Source organism: Gluconacetobacter liquefaciens, from assembly GCF_003350405.1.
GTDB lineage: Bacteria > Pseudomonadota > Alphaproteobacteria > Acetobacterales > Acetobacteraceae > Gluconacetobacter > Gluconacetobacter liquefaciens.
On the sequence record NZ_QQAW01000006.1, the window covers coordinates 1 to 16,975 of the forward strand.

Annotated in this window: 15 protein-coding genes and 2 tRNA genes; 5 read left to right on the forward strand and 12 right to left on the reverse strand. The window is 64.9% G+C overall.

The annotated features are described in order from the left end of the window. The first annotated feature begins 110 nt into the window (after window positions 1-110). Both C7453_RS11335 and C7453_RS11340 read left to right on the forward strand, forming a co-directional pair. Window positions 111-848: an O-antigen ligase family protein gene (locus tag C7453_RS11335; protein ID WP_342767966.1), complete on the forward strand. Its 738-nt coding sequence runs from the start codon at window positions 111-113 to the stop codon at window positions 846-848. Window positions 849-989: 141 nt separating this feature from the next. Beyond that, window positions 990-1,937: a glycosyltransferase family 2 protein gene (locus C7453_RS11340; RefSeq protein WP_114727666.1), complete on the forward strand. Its 948-nt coding sequence runs from the start codon at window positions 990-992 to the stop codon at window positions 1,935-1,937. A 160-nt stretch (window positions 1,938-2,097) separates the two neighbouring features. On the opposite strand, the gene C7453_RS11345 is transcribed toward C7453_RS11340, so the two are convergent. Next, a tRNA-Glu gene (locus tag C7453_RS11345) sits at window positions 2,098-2,173 on the reverse strand. Between the two features lie 107 nt (window positions 2,174-2,280). Then, window positions 2,281-2,649: a hypothetical protein gene (locus tag C7453_RS11350; RefSeq protein WP_371858511.1), complete on the reverse strand. Its 369-nt coding sequence runs from the start codon at window positions 2,647-2,649 to the stop codon at window positions 2,281-2,283. Window positions 2,650-2,751: 102 nt separating this feature from the next. Between C7453_RS11350 and C7453_RS11355 the strand changes: the two genes are divergently transcribed. Both C7453_RS11355 and rpoH read left to right on the forward strand, forming a co-directional pair. Continuing rightward, window positions 2,752-3,720, forward strand: a complete 969-nt coding sequence (locus C7453_RS11355) for an RluA family pseudouridine synthase (RefSeq protein WP_114727668.1) — start codon at window positions 2,752-2,754, stop codon at window positions 3,718-3,720. A 250-nt stretch (window positions 3,721-3,970) separates the two neighbouring features. Then, window positions 3,971-4,855 carry an RNA polymerase sigma factor RpoH gene (gene rpoH, locus C7453_RS11360; protein ID WP_114727669.1) on the forward strand — a complete coding sequence of 295 codons (885 nt, stop codon included), beginning with the start codon at window positions 3,971-3,973 and terminating at the stop codon, window positions 4,853-4,855. Window positions 4,856-4,919: 64 nt separating this feature from the next. On the opposite strand, the gene C7453_RS11365 is transcribed toward rpoH, so the two are convergent. From C7453_RS11365 to argC, 5 genes are all read right to left on the reverse strand, one after another. Then, on the reverse strand, window positions 4,920-6,209 hold the full coding sequence (locus C7453_RS11365; protein WP_114727670.1) for an adenylosuccinate synthase: 1,290 nt from the start codon (window positions 6,207-6,209) through the stop codon (window positions 4,920-4,922). A gap of 87 nt (window positions 6,210-6,296) precedes the next feature. Beyond that, window positions 6,297-7,442: an ATP phosphoribosyltransferase regulatory subunit gene (locus tag C7453_RS11370; protein ID WP_114727671.1), complete on the reverse strand. Its 1,146-nt coding sequence runs from the start codon at window positions 7,440-7,442 to the stop codon at window positions 6,297-6,299. 49 nt (window positions 7,443-7,491) lie between these two features. Next, window positions 7,492-8,673, reverse strand: coding sequence for a phosphoserine transaminase (locus C7453_RS11375; RefSeq protein WP_114727672.1), 1,182 nt, complete (start codon window positions 8,671-8,673; stop codon window positions 7,492-7,494). Window positions 8,674-8,690: 17 nt separating this feature from the next. Beyond that, window positions 8,691-8,774: transfer RNA gene (locus C7453_RS11380), tRNA-Leu, on the reverse strand. 61 nt (window positions 8,775-8,835) lie between these two features. Next, a complete protein-coding gene (gene argC / locus C7453_RS11385; RefSeq protein WP_114727673.1) occupies window positions 8,836-9,780 on the reverse strand; it encodes an N-acetyl-gamma-glutamyl-phosphate reductase in 945 nt (314 codons plus the stop codon). A 143-nt stretch (window positions 9,781-9,923) separates the two neighbouring features. Between argC and mazG the strand changes: the two genes are divergently transcribed. Beyond that, the gene (mazG, locus tag C7453_RS11390; protein WP_114727674.1) at window positions 9,924-10,706 is read left to right on the forward strand and encodes a nucleoside triphosphate pyrophosphohydrolase; all 783 of its coding nucleotides are present in this window, start codon (window positions 9,924-9,926) and stop codon (window positions 10,704-10,706) included. 7 nt (window positions 10,707-10,713) lie between these two features. Here mazG and C7453_RS11395 read toward each other — a convergent pair whose 3' ends face one another. From C7453_RS11395 to C7453_RS11415, 5 genes are all read right to left on the reverse strand, one after another. After that, entirely contained in the window at window positions 10,714-11,553 is an 840-nt protein-coding gene (locus tag C7453_RS11395) for an inositol monophosphatase family protein (protein ID WP_114727675.1), read from the reverse strand. A 42-nt stretch (window positions 11,554-11,595) separates the two neighbouring features. Continuing rightward, on the reverse strand, window positions 11,596-12,882 hold the full coding sequence (hflX, locus tag C7453_RS11400; protein ID WP_114727676.1) for a GTPase HflX: 1,287 nt from the start codon (window positions 12,880-12,882) through the stop codon (window positions 11,596-11,598). Window positions 12,883-12,889: 7 nt separating this feature from the next. After that, window positions 12,890-13,186: an RNA chaperone Hfq gene (hfq, locus tag C7453_RS11405; RefSeq protein WP_114727677.1), complete on the reverse strand. Its 297-nt coding sequence runs from the start codon at window positions 13,184-13,186 to the stop codon at window positions 12,890-12,892. A gap of 113 nt (window positions 13,187-13,299) precedes the next feature. Next, window positions 13,300-14,691, reverse strand: coding sequence for a nitrogen assimilation response regulator NtrX (gene ntrX, locus C7453_RS11410; protein ID WP_114727678.1), 1,392 nt, complete (start codon window positions 14,689-14,691; stop codon window positions 13,300-13,302). Continuing rightward, the gene (locus C7453_RS11415; RefSeq protein WP_114727849.1) at window positions 14,681-16,897 is read right to left on the reverse strand and encodes a sensor histidine kinase NtrY-like; all 2,217 of its coding nucleotides are present in this window, start codon (window positions 16,895-16,897) and stop codon (window positions 14,681-14,683) included. The genes ntrX and C7453_RS11415 overlap by 11 nt, the downstream gene beginning before the upstream one ends. Between the last annotated feature and the right edge of the window lie 78 nt (window positions 16,898-16,975).

The window sequence follows — 16,975 nt, forward strand, 5'->3', positions numbered from 1 at the left end:
AAGATACATTTGGTTACATGAAAAAATCTGACCAAATGGCCTTGGTATAACTCATGATTTCAAGCTAATTTCTGACTTTCCAAACAGTCACTAAGACCTGTCTCGCCATCATCCTCGTAATTCCCGCTCTGCTGTGGCTATTTTCCACACTCGCACGCAGCCGCAGAACGGCGGCAATCGCCCTGGCCTGCGGAACGGCTGGCAGTCTGATCGGCGCGCTTTTCGGCTATCTGATCTGGTGCAGCGTGACCAACAACGATCCGACAGCCCCGTTTCAGAGCATGACCTTCACGGGCCGCACGGACCTCTGGACCTTCATGCTCCTCGAAATCCAGAAGCGTCCGTGGTTTGGGGCCGGTTTCTATTCATTCTGGGCCATCAACCCGGCCATCCAGCCCAGCCTGAAAACATCCATGTGGTTCGGCAGCGAGGTTCATATCAACGAAGGCCACCAAGGCTACATCGATCTGCTGGCGACAGGAGGCATCGTCGGATTTGCCCTAGGCGTCGGGGTCCTGATCTATGCAATCATATTGGCCATAAAGGCCATCGGTAAAACACCGGCGTGGAATAGAACGCACCCGGTGACCATGACCAGGCCCGTGGCATTCTTCCACCTTGCCTTTCTTCTTGCCCTGAGCATTCATAATTTCACTGAATCCAATCTGTTTAGTAATAATGGCTTTCTGGCCATGGCGCTATATTTTTCATTATTTGAGCTGACCAGCTGGAACAGACAGCAGAACATGCTAGATCCGGCGCGCAAACCATGGGAAGGATCGGCCTCCGTCATCTTATCTGCCCATGAGAACGATGCCCCCCCTCGCCCATTGATCAGGACGACGTGATGGCGGATCAACGATCCGCGCTCGTCCCTCCTGCACGGAAGCTGCTTTCGTATCTGGAGATACTTACCCACGCCTCAATGACAAAGGCAGCTTCGCATAGATCACCATTTTTTTGGAAACACTTAAGGAATCAATAGACCCATGACAGAAGTCGGAGAGCGAGCATTGGCCCCCTCCACCATCGATATCAGCATCGTGGTTCCATGTTACGACCGCCTGAATCTGCTGGAACGCACGCTCCAGGCCTGCCTGGCTCAGCAGGTGGATGCTGGAATCTCGTGGGAGATTGTTGTCGCGGACAACCATCCCGCCCGCTTGGCTGCACCGATAGTCGCGGCTTTCAACAGCCAGATCCCACTGCATCATGTCGCGGCTGGCGATCGCAATATCGCCGAAGCACGCAACCTTGGCGTCAAGGCTGCGAACGGCGCATTCATCGCATTCGTGGATGATGACGAGGCACCCGAGCCCGATTGGCTGATGGCCCATTATCGGTGCCTGGCCCGCACCGGTGCCGATGCCAGCTTTGGCGCGATCTACCCGATTTTCGAAGGAGGCTCCCCCCCGGCGTGGGATACGCAGGGCCGCTACTACAGCACGGATTTCGGATTGCCCGACGGCACGAAAATCGAGCCGCTGAAATGGTTCCCCCCCCGTCCCCGCGGTGTCAGCACGGCAAATGTCATGCTGAAACGCTCCTCCTGTTTTCCAGGAGAAAAGCCATTCGACGAGGCATTCGGACGCACCGGAGGGGAGGATACATTGTTGCTCCTGCGTCTGGCCCAGGCAGGAAGGCGATTCGTGTGGTGTGCGGATGCCCATGTCATCGAATTCAATGAAATCGGCCGGTTAAGCTTTCGCTATATGTGTCGGCGGGTTCAACGGAGTTCCCGGCATTCGGCCGAAGTCCGCATGGCGATCAGCTCTAACAAAATGGCTACGCGCATCAGCATCTATTTTATCGCATTGTCACAATTATCGGTTTACGGGGCTTTATGGATATTGCGCCGCAAGCCGGCTTATGTGCTGCAAATCTGCAAAGCCCTTGGAAAACTGGGTTTCGCTCGCCTGGAATTCATACCGGAATAAAGCGGAGGAGGGACGGCTCAGACCGTCCCACAAAACTGCGCCATAAATATGAATGATGACTGTTCATATCCGACTGCGTGCATGATGCGCAGACCGTGAATTTAATCATCTGTCAATGGCTTCTTTTATCAAGAAGCCATTATGCCACTAACAAAGTCAGTGGCGTCCCGTACGGGATTCGAACCCGTGTTACCGCCGTGAAAGGGCGGTGTCCTAGGCCTCTAGACGAACGGGACGTTGGACGAGGCAGCTTCTATGACATCGCGAGAGGGGACGCAACCCACCCGGAGCAGGAAAATTGGTTTGCGGCACATTTTTTCCAAGTTCGAAGCTTTTCAGGCGATTACGGAGCGGGCACGACCTGCACCGCCACCGGGCTCATGACCAGCCGGCCAACGATTCGCCGGTTCTGAACGTCCCACAGCAGCACCCGGTCGGGGCCGCCGCCGCCAGTCAGCGCCACCGCCAGCACCCCTTCCCTCTCCCGCGTCATGCCGCTGACATGCGTGCCAACGGGTTCGCCCAGCACCAGTTCGCCATCATTTCCCGCCGCTCCCGCCAGCACAGCCGGTTCAGCGTTGAGCCCGGCAATCGCCGCCGGCTTCGGATGGGATATCCGATGGACCAGCACACCGACCAACACCAGAGAGCCCACCGCCAACAGCACCCCCATGCCGATCACGGCGGCCAGCAACCCTCTGGAGGCAGCCACGCTCGTTCCCGGTCCACTCACGCCCTGTCCATTCATGATTGTCTTGATCCAACTTGGCCCGGCATGATGTTCCGACCGGGCGATTTCCGTTAAGAGCCGTGCATGACCGACGACACGCCCCCCCTCCGCGTCACCGCGACCGAACAGCATACCGGCCAGCGAACCGACCGCTTCCTGGCCGACGCGCTCGATACGCTGTCCCGTTCGCGCGTCAAGGCGCTGATGGAAGCCGGCCACGTACTCCGCGACGGCCAGATCCTGCGTGAGCCCGCCGATCCGGTGCGGCCCGGTCTGTGTTATGAAATCAGGGTCCCCCCGGCAATCCCCGCCACGCCCCAGGCCCAGGACATCCCCTTCGCCATTCTGCACGAGGACGCCGACCTGATCGTGCTGGACAAGCCCGCCGGCCTGGTGGTGCATCCGGCACCGGGCAACGAGGACGGCACCCTGGTCAATGCCTTGCTGGCCCATTGCGGCGACAGCCTGACGGGAATCGGCGGCGAGCGGCGCCCCGGCATCGTACACCGGCTGGACAAGGATACGTCGGGCGTCATGGTCGTGGCCAAAACCGAACAGGCCCACAAGGCCCTGTCCGACGCCTTCGCGACCCGCGATATCGACCGCACCTATCTGGCCCTGGCATGGGGATTGATGACCCCCGCCAGCGGCGGGTTCGAAGGTGCGATCGGCCGCGACAAGCGTGACCGCAAGCGCATGGCCGTGGTCACCCATGGCGGCAAGGCGGCACTGACGCACTACCGCACCCTCTCCACCCACCATGGCGCGCTCAGCCTGGTGGAATGCCGGCTGGCGACCGGCCGCACCCATCAGATCCGCGTCCATTTCTCGCATGGCGGCCACCCGCTGGTCGGCGATCCAGTCTATCTACGCCGCATCCCTGCCGCCGCACGCACCCTGCCCGACGACGCAAAACGCGCCGCGCTGGACTTCCCGCGCCAGGCCCTGCACGCCGCGCGCCTGGGTTTCACCCATCCCCGCACGGGCGAAGCCATGCTGTTCGAGACCGCCCTGCCGGACGATTTCAAGGCGCTCATGGCAAAGATTGCTTAGTTTTAAGGCAATATCCTAGGAGCTTCCTTGACGCTCCCAGACCTGGCCGATAGGCTTAACTCATGCTTCGACGGGTGACGCTACCGTCGGAATGGACGTCCCGCGATGGTGCGGCCCTCGGAGGGGGTACCACGCGGGGACGTGAAGTCCATCCACGCGTCATACGGGCCGGCCATGCAACCCTGTCGCCAGATGTGCCTTTAGGACATCAGCGGGACATGGCCTCCCTCAGGGAAAAGGAGTCCGACCAATGGCCTCTTCAGTTCTCAATGTTGGTCCCGAGACCAACCTTTCAAGGTACCTCCAGGATATTCGCAAGTTTCCGATGCTCTCGCCGGAAGACGAGCAGCGTCTATCGCGGAGCTGGCGGGACAAGGGCGATACCAAGGCCGCCCATGCACTGGTCACCTCACACCTGCGCCTGGTCGCCAAGATCGCGATGGGATATCGCGGCTACGGCCTGCCGCTGGGCGAACTGATCAGCGAAGGCAATATCGGGATGATGCAGGCGGTCCGCCGCTTCGACCCCGATCGCGGCTTCCGGCTGGCGACCTATGCGATGTGGTGGATCCGCGCCGCGATCCAGGAATATATCCTGCATAGCTGGTCGCTGGTCAAAATGGGCACCACCGCCGCCCAGAAGAAGCTGTTCTTCAATCTGCGCCGCCTCAAGGGCCAGATGCAGGCCATCGACGATGGCGACCTGCAACCCGAACAGGTGAACCAGATCGCCAAGTCGCTGGGCGTGCCGGAACAGGACGTGATCAACATGAACCGCCGGCTCTCGGCGCCCGATCACAGCCTGAACGCCCCCCTGCGTGCCGACAGCGAAGGCGAATGGCAGGACTGGTTGGTCGACGACCACGACAACCAGGAAGAGACGCTGGCGGAAAGCGAGGAATTCAGCGGCCGCAAGGCCTTGCTGGACAACGCGCTGAAAACCCTGAACGAGCGCGAACGGCATATCCTGACCGAACGCCGCCTGAAGGACGAACCGTCAACGCTTGAAGATCTGTCGCACACCTACAACATCTCGCGCGAGCGGGTGCGCCAGATCGAGGTCCGGGCCTTTGAGAAGGTGCAGGCCGCGATGAAGGCGGAAGTCGAAACCCATCGCGGCGCCAGCGCGGCCTGACCGCCCGGCGAGACCTCAACAAAAAAGGGCCGGACCATCAGGTCCGGCCCTTTTCGTATAGGCGTCAGCCCTCGAACGGGTCGCGCATCAGGATGGTGTCGTCGCGCTCGGGACTGGTGGAGAGCAGCGTCACCGGCGCTTCGACCAGTTCCTCGATCCGGCGCACATACTTGATCGCCTGAGCCGGCAGATCGGCCCAGGAACGGGCACCACGGGTGCTGTCGGTCCAGCCTTCCATCGTCTCATAGATCGGGGTCACCCGAGCCTGCGCCGCCGGAGCCGAGGGGAAGCTGCGGATTTCCTTGCCGTCCAGTTCATAGCCGACGCAGACCTTGATCTCCGGCAGTCCGTCCAGAACGTCCAGCTTGGTCAGCGCCAGCCCGTTGATCCCGCCGACGCGCACTGCACGGCGTACCAGCATGGCGTCAAACCAGCCGCAACGGCGCGGACGGCCGGTCACGGTGCCGAATTCATGCCCGCGCGTGCCCAGTGTACGCCCCATCTCGTCATGCAACTCGCTGGGGAACGGCCCCTCGCCCACGCGCGTCGAATAGGCTTTGGCAATACCCAGCACGAAACCGACCGTACCAGGCCCCACGCCACTCCCCGTCGCCGCATTGGCCGCGATGGTGTTGGAACTGGTCACGAACGGATAAGTCCCATGATCGACGTCCAGCATCACCGCCTGCGCACCCTCGAACAGGATGCGACGGCCAGCCCGGCGCGCGTCGTCCAGCAGGTCCCACACCGTGTCCATATAAGGCAGCACGCGAGGCGCCAGTGCATTCATGTGCTCAAGCAGCGCGGCCTTGGTAAAGGTCGGCGCCCCCAGCCCGGCCAGCAACGTATTGTGATGCAGCAGCAGTTCGTCCAGCTTCCAGTCCAGCGTCTCCGGCTCGGCCAGATCGCACAGACGGATGGCCCGACGCGCCACCTTGTCCTCGTAGGCCGGGCCGATCCCACGCCCGGTGGTCCCGATCTTGCGCGCGCCGCGTGCTTCTTCGCGGGCCCGATCGATCGCACCATGCACCGGCAGGATCAGCGGCACGTTCTCGGCGATGCGCAGCGTCTCCGGCGTCACCTTCAACCCCTGCGCCGACACACGGTCGATCTCGGCCAGCAGCGCTTCGGGGTCGACGACAACGCCATTGCCGATCACGCCCATCTTGCCACGCACCAGGCCGGAGGGCAGCAGCGACAGCTTGTAGGTCTGGTCACCCACCACCAGCGTATGGCCGGCATTGTGCCCGCCCTGGAAACGGACGACGATATCCGCCCGGCTGGCAAGCCAGTCGACGATCTTGCCCTTCCCCTCGTCACCCCATTGGGCGCCGATCACGGTGACGTTGGACATCAGAAGCTCCTCAGAAAAACGATCCGGCCGGAACGCAACACAAAAGGGGGGGCACCGGCCGCCCAGTCGCCCGGCTTAACAGGCGCGTCAGTTCAGCGCCACCACTCCGTCGCCGGCCACGATCATATCGCATTCCAGGCGCCGCGCCTCGGCCTTGCTGTCCGCGACAGGCACCAACCCATCGACGGTCGCATAACCCTCGGCCCGTAACCGCTTACCGACTGCCGGATCGCAGTCCACAGGCAGAAACACGCGCACCCGGCCGGCCCTGGCGGGCGCCGCGCGCAGCAGCGCCTCAGGCCGCAGCGTCAGGCCACAGGCCGGCTCGTCATTATTGGACACATAGCGTCCACCACGACCCAGCTCTTCATGCTGCCCACGCGCATACACCGTCACACAGACGCCGGTATGATAATGCAGCCCCCGGAATTCGACCGGGTCAACGGTCAGGCGGATATCCGGCACCCGCGCCTTGATCGCGGCAAAGGTGGCAGCCAGACGTTCGCTCAGCACCCGAACCGGCGCGGGCAGCACCAGGCCACCCAGCACCGACAGGGCCCGCTCGGCCGGCCCGGCCGCATGCAGCAACTCGGTCAACACCGGCGCCAGCCCGCCGGCCAGCTTCGCCACCGCCGCCGCATCCTTACGGTCCAGCGCCCGCATCAGCGCCTGCCTCTCGGCAGGCGTAAAGCCCACTTCTGCAATCAGCGCCGGCACCAGCGGCGGCATCGTCAGGTCGAACGACACGCCGGGCACACCCAGTGCCGCCAGCGCCTCGGCCCCCAGCGCGACGACCTCGGCATCTGCTTCGGGCGTATCCGGCCCGATCAGTTCGATACCAGCCTGCGAAATCTGCCGGTCGCTCTCCCGCGCCCCACCACTCGCCTGCACACACAGCCCGGTATAGGAAAGGCGCAGCGGACGCGGCGCATCGGCCAGCCGCGTCGCGGCAATCCGCGCGATCTGCGGCGTGATATCGGGCCGCAACGCCATCATCCGCCGCGTATCCGGGTCCATCAGGCGAAAGGCCTGATCGGCCACCGCCGCGCCGGACCCGCTCAGCAGCGTGTCCTCGAACTCCAGCAAAGGCGGCTTCACCCGGCTATAGCCATGCGAAGCAAAGACCCGCATCAGGCTTTCCATACCGGCGGCCTCGGCCTCGGCGTCGGAAGGCAGCAGATCGACAAAGCCTGCAGGCAGCAGGGCGGGATTGGGAGGCGGATCGTCCGTCATGCGCGCGCCTATATCATCCTTGCGGCCATTCGTCAGCCCACGCGCCAGGTCAGGCGAACTCTGAACGCACTTGGGCTTCGGCCCAGTCCAGCCACGGCATCAACGCACGCAGGTCATCGGCCTCCACGGTCGCGCCACCCCACAGCCTCAGGCCCGGCGGCGCATCGCGATAGCTGCCGATATCCAGCCCCACACCCTCGGCTTCCAGCAGGCTGACGATCCGCTTGGCCGCCTTGGCCTGCGTCGCCGCATCCAGCGCCACGAACCAGGGTGCCACGATGGTCAGGCAGATCGCCGTGCTCGACCGCTCGGCCGGGTCAACAGCCAGAAAAGAAGCCCAGCCGGACCGCGCAACCCAGTCTGCCACCACGGCCAGATTCGCCTGGCTGCGGGCGACCAGTGCCGGCAACCCGCCGATCGCCTCGGCCCAGCGCAGCCCGTCCAGTGCGTCCTCCACACAGAGCATGGAGGGCGTGTTGATCGTATCGCCCTTGAAGATGCCCTCGATCAGCCGCCCCTTCGCCGTCAGCCGGAAAATCTTCGGCAGCGCCCGCGGCGGCGGCGTCTCCTCCAGCCGGCGCACCGCACGCGGCGACAGGGCCAGCATGCCATGCGCGGCCTCACCGCCCAGCACCTTCTGCCAGGACCAGGTCACCACATCCAGCCGATCCCACGGCAGATCCATCGCAAAGGCGGCCGAGGTCGCATCGCAGATCACCAGCCCGTCGCGCTCCACGGGAATCTGCGCACCATCGGGAATACGCACGCCCGATGTCGTGCCGTTCCACGCCAGCACCACGTCATGCGACCAGTCCACCTGCCCCAGATCCGGCAGGCGGCCATATCCGGCTTCCAGCACCCGCGCGGCCGGAGCATGCAACTGGTTGATGATATCGTCAGCCCAAGTCGCCGAAAAACTCTCGAAGGCAAGCACGTCGACCGGGCGCTCGCCGACCAGCGACCACAGCACCATCTCCACCGCACCGGTATCCGATGCAGGGACGATCCCCAGCTTCCAGTCCTCCGGCAGACCAAGAATCGCCCGCGACCGTGTAATGACCTCGTTCAGCCGGGCCCGTCCCTCGGGCGCGCGATGCGAACGACCCAGCAACGCGCCCGAGAGCGCATCCAGCGACCATCCCGGACGCTTGGCACAGGGACCGGAAGAAAAGCAGGGATTTGCGGGGCGAACGCCCGGCTTCACGATCACGTCGGGAGAGAAAGCAGACATCATCCGGTCCGGAGAAATGGTACGAGAGAGGGGACTCGAACCCCTATGCCTTGCGGCGGTCGATTTTGAGCCGACTACGTCTACCGTTCCGTCACTCTCGCCTGCGGGCCTCCTTATCAGCAAACCGGGCCGGCAGGCAATCATGCAGGAGCGATCAAACGATCAACCGGCGCGGGGCACTGGCGCCGCCAACCCCAGCATCAGGGCGATATTCTGGATCGCGGCACCCGAGGCCCCCTTGCCCAGATTGTCCAGCCGCGCGGTCAGCACTGCCTGCCGCCGCGATTCGTTGGCATGAACCCGCAATTCCATCAGGTCAGTCCCCGCCAGCGTCTCGGCGGAAAGGTCCGGCATGGCCTCGGCCACGCTGATCCGGTCCGAACCGGCATAGAAATCGGCCAGCACCGTCCGCAGGTCATCCCCCGTCGCCGACTGGGCCAACATGTCCAGATGCAGCGGCACCGAGACGATCATCCCCTGCGGAAAATGCCCGACCGACGGCACGAAGACGGGCGCACGGGTCAGCCCGGCATACCGGGTGATCTCGGGCAGATGCTTGTGCTCCAGCCCCAGCCCATACAGCAGGAAAGCCGGCCCACCCTCCTGCTCATGCGCCTCGATCATCGCCCGGCCGCCGCCGCTATAGCCGCTCACCGCATTGATCGTCAGCGGCGTATCAGACGCAAGCAGCCCCGCCTGAACCAGCGGCCGCAACAGCGCGATCGCCCCGGTCGGATAGCAGCCGGGATTCGAAACCCGCGCCGCCCCCGCGACCTGCGCCGCGCACCCTTCCCCCATTTCCGGAAACCCATAGACCCAGTCGGGATCGACCCGAAACGCCGTACTGGCGTCCAGCAGCCGCGGCGCCCGGCCGCCGGTGGCCGCGATCTCCTCCGCCATCGCCGCGGCCTCACGCGACGCCGCATCGGGCAGGCACAGCACCACCAGATCGACCGATTCCATCATCGCACGGCGGGCACCGGCATCCTTGCGCTGTTCCGGCGCGATCGAACGCACCGTCACCGGCAGCGCGTCGAGGCGCTGGCGAATGCCCAGCCCCGTCGTGCCCGCCTCGCCGTCAATGAAAACCGTCGCCTGTCCGTCCATGATATCCCCCATCCTGGGCGCGGGACTATAATCCCGCTCCGCCCCGCCAGCCAGAGCCTCCAGGCCCCGCGTCACGCTGGACGCGCCCGCCACACCGGTGCAGAGAGAAAACGATCCCGCCGACACCAGCACGGAGCCCCCGGATGTCCGACGCCGCCCAGGCCCTCTCGCGCCTTCTCGACATCATGGCCCGCCTGCGCGACCCGGTCAGCGGCTGCCCATGGGACCGCGAGCAGGATTTCGCCTCGATCGCCCCCTACGCGATCGAGGAAGCCTACGAGGTCGAAGACACCATCGCCCGACAGGACTGGGCCGCCCTGCCCGACGAACTGGGCGACCTGCTGCTCCAGGTCGTCTATCACGCCCGCATGGGCGAAGAGGCCAGCCTGTTCGATTTCGCGACCGTCGCCGGCATGATCGGCGACAAGATGGTCCGCCGCCACCCCCACGTCTTCGGCGATGCCGCCCTGGCCCCCGGCCAGTGGGAAGATGGCAAGGAACAGGAACGCCTCGCCCGTCGCGAGCGCGGAACGCTGGCCGGCATTCCCACGGCCCTCCCCGCCCTGCTTCGCGCACGCAAACTCTCGGCCCGCGCCGCCCGCGTCGGATTCGACTGGCCCGAGGCAAAGGACGTGGCCGAAAAGGTGGATGAAGAAATCGCCGAACTGAAAGTCGAGCTCGATTCGGGCGACCGCGACCGAATCGCTGACGAACTGGGCGACGTGCTGTTCACCCTCGCCACCCTGGCCCGCAAACTGGACCTCGACCCCGAAGCCTGCCTGCGTCAGGCCAACGCCAAATTCACCCGCCGCTTCACCGGGGTCGAGCAGCACCTGGCCGAACGCGGCATGACCCCGGCCGACAGCACCCTTGCCGACATGGAAGCCGCCTGGCAGGCCGTGAAGCGGCAGGAACGCAAAGCCTGACCCGAAATCAACCCGGGTCGAGCAGCAGGTCCCGCAGATCCTGCCAGCTTGCCCGATCGGGGGCATAAAGCAGCCCCCCGGCACGATCGGTCACGCAATAGGGCGATCCATCGAAATGGGCACAATAGCCGCCGGCCTCGCGGTGGATCAGCCAACCGGCCAGATGGTCCCACGGCATGGTGCGGTTGAAGAGCAGGAAATGGCATTTCCCGTCCACCAGCATCAGATATTCATGCGCCGCACAGCGGAAATCCCACGACCCCATCACCCGCGGCAGGTTTCGGGCCACCAGGTCACGCACCGGACGCGGCAGATAGCGCCAGGAGGCATTGCCGCACATCTCGGCCGCCGGCACGGGTGGCGCGCAGCGTAGCGGTCGCTCGGCATCGTCCGGTCCCACCAGCCAGGCCCCCCCCCCTCCACGCACCGCCAGCGCCGCGATATTGCAGACCGGATCGAGGATCGCCGCCCCGATCACCTCGCCCCGCCGCAGGATCGCCACCATGACGCCGAACAGCGGCACCCCCGCCGCATAATTCGCCGTCCCGTCGATCGGGTCGATCACATAGGCCAGGTCCGCATCCTCGATGGCATCCATCAGGTCGGGCCGAACGCAGACAGCCTCCTCCCCGATCACCACAGCACCGGGCGAAAGACGCAGAAAGGCGGCCGTCATGTCATGTTCGGCCGCTTCGTCGGCCACCGTCACCACATCCATCTTGCTGCTCTTGCAACGGATGGCGTCCACGCCCAGATGGCGGAAGGACGGCATGATCCGCTCCGCCGCCGCCTGCCGCATGATGTCCAGAACCGTGCGCATATGCGCGCCCGAAACCGCGACCGTCATGACATCACCTCCCCTTCCCGACCATCGGGCCCGGGCGGGCGCCTACCGGTCGCGACTGGCCAGTTGCTGTTCGAACCGCGCGCGATCGGCCGGCAGCAGCCGCACCGTCACCACGATAGCCTGCTCGCCGTCATCCCGCGACGTCACTTCGCCATGAGCATACAGCCATGCCAGCAACGCACCGTCCTTCACCGGGATGGTGTAGTCGACGATTTCCATCGCCTCGGTCAGGCGCTGGTCGATCGCCGCCAGCAATTCCGGCAGCCCGTCACCCGTCATCGCCGAAATCGCGACGCTCCCGGCCCGCACAGGCACCGCGTCGCACCCGCCCAGCAGGTCGGCCTTGTTCTGCACCTCGACCACCCGCCGGCGCCAGTCGGTCTCCAGCGTCCCGCTGGTCGCCATGCCTTCCAGCACCTCTTCCACATCGGCGCGCTGCGCCGTGGTGTCGGGATGCGAGATGTCGCGCACATGCAGGATGATGTCAGCCTCGGCCACCTCTTCCAGCGTCGCGCGGAACGCCGCGATCAGTTCCGTCGGCAGGTCGCTGATGAACCCCACCGTATCGGAAAGGATGATCCGCCGGCCCGACGGTAGCCGAATCCCGCGCATCGTGGGGTCCAGCGTCGCGAACAACTGGTCCTGCGCATAAACGGTCGCCCCGGTCAGGGCATTGAACAGGGTAGATTTTCCGGCGTTGGTATAGCCCACCAGCGCCACGACCGGAAATGGCACCCGCCGCCGCGCGGCCCGATGTAGCCCACGGGTGCGCCGCACCTGCTCCAACTCGCGCTTCAGCCGCACGATGCGGTCGCCGATCATCCGGCGATCGGCCTCGATCTGCGTCTCACCCGGCCCACCGAGGAAGCCGAAGCCACCACGCTGCCGCTCCAGATGGGTCCAGGTCCGCACCAGCCGGCTGCGCTGATATTCCAGATGGGCCAGTTCGACCTGAAGCGAGCCTTCCTTGGTGGCAGCGCGCTCGCCGAAAATATCCAGGATCAGGGCCGTCCGGTCGATCACCTTGCAGCCCAGCGCCTTTTCCAGGTTCCGCTGCTGCACCGGGGTCAGGCGGGTATCGACCACCACGACGGCGACGCGATCCTCCTGCACAGCCTGGCGCAGCGACTCCACCTGCCCGCTGCCCAGCAGCGTGGCCGGCCGGCGCGCGCGCAGCAGCAGCACCGCCTGGCGCACGATCACCAGCCCGATCGACGCCGCCAGACCCACGGCTTCTTCCAGCCGGGCTTCGGCGGCGCGAACCTCGTCCTGACGGTCAGGCCGCTCCCATGGCAGGATGACGGCCGCCCGCGTGGGCGACTGCGCCACGGGTGCGTCAGACGAGATCGGATTCCCCCGTCAGATCCCTGTCGGACAGATCCACGGCCGCGCCTTCGGGGCGCGAGGGGTCGAACAGCATGACCGGCGTCGCCGGCATCACGGTGCTGATCGCGTGCTTGTAGACAAGCTGCGTGTGGCCATCACGCCGCAGGAGGACGGAAAAATTGTCGAACCAGGTGATGATGCCCTGCAACTTGACACCATTGACCAGAAACACCGTAACCGGCGTCTTGGAGCGCCTGACATGGTTGAGAAAAACATCCTGAACGTTCTGCGTAGGTTCTTTTGCCACGGTTGGGCCTTACTTGCTCTGTCGGCGAAGACGAACGCCGCGCAAGCCGCTCCGTTCCCCGCCAATAATACGGTTGGCTCTCTCTAGCAGGCCCTTCCCCAGGGGGCAAAACCTCATCCTGCACCCCGCTCGTCGGACGTCACGCCCAACTGCTTCAACTTGCGGTGCAATGCGCTGCGCTCCATGCCCACAAAGCCTGCGGTGCGGCTGATATTGCCGCCGAATCGCAGCAACTGGGCCTGGAGATACTGGGTCTCGAACAGGTCCCGCGCTTCGCGCAGCGGCAGGCCCATCACGTCGGCGGCGGGGTCGAATTTCAGCAGCGTCGGCGCGCCCTGCCCCACCTGCGGCGGCAGCATCTCGGCGCGGATCGGGTCGGTGCCGTTCCCCGGCATCATGATCAGCAGCCGCTCCATCAGGTTGCGCAACTCGCGCGAATTGCCGGGCCAGTCATAGCTCTGCAAAGCCGCGATGGCGTCACCCGACAGGTCGCGCAACGGCAGGCCGGCATTCTCCGCCGCGCGGTGCAGGAACATCCGCGCCAGGCCCGGAATATCCTCGCGCCGCTCCCGCAGACTGGGCACGCGCAGCGGCACCACCGCCAACCGGTAATACAGATCCTCGCGGAACCGCCCGGCGGCAATCGCCTCCTGCAGGTCGCGATTGGTCGCCGCCAACACGCGGACATCGACCTTCACCCGCGTGGCTCCTCCCACGCGTTCGAAACTCTGGTCCTGCAACGCCCGGACGATCTTGCCCTGGGTCTCGATCGGCATGTCCGCCACTTCGTCCAGCAGCAGCGTGCCCCCATGGGCGCGCTCCAGCACCCCGGTGCGCCGCCCGCTGCCGTCGGCGGTACCCTCGATGCCGAACAGCTCTTCCTCAAAGCGGCCCGGCGCCAGCGTAGCGCAGTTCAGGGCGACGAACGGCCCTTCGGTCCGGCGCGAGCGGGCATGGATCATCCGCGCCGCGACCTCCTTGCCCGCACCGGCGGCCCCCGAAATCAGCACGCGCGAGCCGCTGGGCGCCACTCGCTCGATCTGGTTGCGCACGGCGGCAATGGCCGGGCTGTCACCGAACAGCGTCGCCTCGGCTCCGGCGCGCAGCCGCAGTTCCGCATTCTCCCGCGCCAGACGCGAGGCCTCCAGCGCCCGGCGGACCACCAGCAGCAGACGATCGGACTGGAACGGCTTCTCGATAAAATCGTAGGCACCGTGCTGAAGCGCGGCAACGGCCGTCTCGATCGTGCCATGGCCGGAAATCATGATCGTGGGCACGACCGGCTCTTCACCCTGGATCGCCTGCAGAATGCCCAGTCCATCCAGCCGCGATCCCTGCAACCAGACATCCAGAATCACCAGTGACGGCCTGCGCGCCCTAAACGCGCTGATCGCCGAATCCGAATCTCCCGCCAACCGGGTCTCGTATCCTTCGTCCCGAAGGATACCCTCGATCAGCAGCCGGATATCCGGTTCGTCATCAACGATCAGGATTTCATGCGCCATGCTCGTCCTTTACCGGCAGTACCAAGATCGAAACAGCTCCCCGCCCGTCTGGCCTGTCTTCCAGACGGATGCTTCCCCCGTGATCTTCCAGAATTTTCTTGACGATGGCCAGCCCAAGCCCGGTTCCCTTCGGCTTGTGGGTCACATAAGGCTCGGTCAGACGCCGCCTGTCTTCCTCAGGCAGACCGATCCCATCGTCGACGACCGCGATGTGCGCGGCCGTGCCTTCGATACGCAAGACAATCCGGATAGAGCCGACCGATCCGGCCGTGCGATCGGCAGCATCACCATCTTTCGGAAGCATTGCAATGGCATCGGCGGCATTTTGCAACAAATTGGTCAACGCCTGCCCGACCAGTCGCCGGTCACAGGACACGATCGGCCCATGGTCCGGCAGGTCGGTCTCGTACCGGATCTCGGGATGCGCGTTACGTTGCAGGATCAGGGCCTCGCGCACGATTCGCGACAGGTCCTCGGGCCGCATGATCGGCTGCGGCATCCGCGCGAACGCCGAGAACTCGTCCACCATGCGCCCGATATCGCCGACATGGCGCACAATGGTATCCGCGCACTGGCTGAACGTCTCGGGGTCGGAGGTGATTTCCCGCAGGAAACGACGCTTCAGCCGTTCAGCCGCAAGCTGGATCGGCGTAAGTGGATTCTTGATCTCATGCGCGATCCGCCGCGCGATATCGGCCCACGCCGCCTTGCGCTGGGCGGCCTGCAAGGCCGTGATGTCATCGAACGTCACCACATACCGGTCAGGCGCCCCCCCGGTGGTCTCGCTCCCGATCCGGACCAGCAGCGTGCAGGCCTTCGTGCCCGATCCCACATGGATCTCGCCCGTCCACACCCGGTCGGGCGCACTCGCCGCCTCATTCAGCATCGGACCGAATTCGGGAACCACATCCACCAGATGCTGCCCGACGGCGGCCGTCAGATCATGCTGCAACAGCACGCTGGCCGCCCGATTCGGCAATTCGATCACCTGCTGCGCATCCAGCCCGATCACCCCGGCCGACACGCCCGAGAGCACCGCCTCGGTAAAACGCCGGCGCTCGTTGATCTGCCCATAGGCGATCATCAGTTCGGACCGCTGGCTGGAAAGCTGGTCGGTCATGCGGTTGAAGGCGCGCGACAGGCTCGACACCTCGTCATGCCGCTCGCCTTCCGGCACCCGCACCTTCAGGTCGCCGTCGCTGATGCGCTCCGAGGCCAGGATCAGCAGCCCCAGCGGCCGCACAATCTGGTTGGCCAGCACCAGCCCCACCAGCACGGCAGCGAAGAGCACCAGCAAACCCACCAGCGCGAAGATCAGCACGAAGGTAAACTGGATCTTGGACCGGTTCCGGTTCAGCCGCTGGTAATCCGCCACCACCATTTCGGTCTTGTGCATATGGTCGAGAATCGACGGATCAACCGGCCGGGTAATCACCAGCATCAGCGCCGGCGTATCGCCCAGCGAGATCACCGCCCGCACAGTCTTTTCGTCCGGCGAATCGAGAATCGCGATCTCGTTGGTGCGGGCCATCATCGTGGCCGAGGGTGGCGGCAGGGCCTGCATGTCGCCCGCCCGGCTCATCAACCCGCCCTTGGCCACCACGGTATTGGTCAGCGGGTCATAGATCACCGCTTCGTTCAACCCGCGCAGGGTCGCCTGCGAATCCAGCACCTGATCCAGCGCCTCGGGGTCATGCATCAGGTCCGACCCCGACCCCTCCAGGCTGTTCGCGGCCCCGGCCAGGTAATTGGCCAGCGAGAACGCCTCGGTCCGGATATTGGCGTTATGTTCCTGCAAATAGCCGCGAGAGGCCTGGAGCGCCTCGTTCAGCGCCGTGTTCACCCGGTCGCTGAACCAGATCTGGATGCCATAGTGAAAGAAGACGGCGGCAAACGTACCCACGACCACCGTCGGCGCCACCGCGACGATGCCGAACAGCGTGACGAGCCGCACATGCAGCCGCGCCCCCGCCAGGCCGCGCCGCCGGTCGGCCATCACCCGCCCCAGCCGCTCCGCCAGCGCCAGCGCCAGCAGCAGCAGCACCAGGAAGTTGAGAATGAAGATCAGCGCCTGGATGTGCGGATAATGCGTCACCGACATCCCGCCCGACAGCACGACAAAGGTCGCAACGCCGAAGCATAGCGCCAACGCCACCAGGGCGATGGCGACATTCCGTCGGGCCAGCAGGCCGAACAGCCCGCGCATCAACCCCATTCCCGACGCCAGCCGCCTCAGATTGAAACCGTGCCGGGGGGTCAGCACCAGCTTGTCGCCCAACGCATG

Bases quoted from the DNA above. Each gene is read 5' to 3' on its own strand.
- C7453_RS11340 (WP_114727666.1), top strand. From the start codon at position 990: ATGACAGAAGTCGGAGAGCGAGCATTGGCCCCCTCCACCATCGATATC.
- C7453_RS11355 (WP_114727668.1), top strand. From the start codon at position 2,752: ATGACCGACGACACGCCCCCCCTCCGCGTCACCGCGACCGAACAGCAT.
- rpoH (WP_114727669.1), top strand. From the start codon at position 3,971: ATGGCCTCTTCAGTTCTCAATGTTGGTCCCGAGACCAACCTTTCAAGG.
- C7453_RS11365 (WP_114727670.1), bottom strand. From the start codon at position 6,209: ATGTCCAACGTCACCGTGATCGGCGCCCAATGGGGTGACGAGGGGAAG.
- C7453_RS11370 (WP_114727671.1), bottom strand. From the start codon at position 7,442: ATGACGGACGATCCGCCTCCCAATCCCGCCCTGCTGCCTGCAGGCTTT.
- C7453_RS11375 (WP_114727672.1), bottom strand. From the start codon at position 8,673: ATGTCTGCTTTCTCTCCCGACGTGATCGTGAAGCCGGGCGTTCGCCCC.
- argC (WP_114727673.1), bottom strand. From the start codon at position 9,780: ATGGACGGACAGGCGACGGTTTTCATTGACGGCGAGGCGGGCACGACG.
- mazG (WP_114727674.1), top strand. From the start codon at position 9,924: ATGTCCGACGCCGCCCAGGCCCTCTCGCGCCTTCTCGACATCATGGCC.
- C7453_RS11395 (WP_114727675.1), bottom strand. From the start codon at position 11,553: ATGACGGTCGCGGTTTCGGGCGCGCATATGCGCACGGTTCTGGACATC.
- ntrX (WP_114727678.1), bottom strand. From the start codon at position 14,691: ATGGCGCATGAAATCCTGATCGTTGATGACGAACCGGATATCCGGCTG.
- C7453_RS11415 (WP_114727849.1), bottom strand. From the start codon at position 16,897: ATGCGCGGGCTGTTCGGCCTGCTGGCCCGACGGAATGTCGCCATCGCC.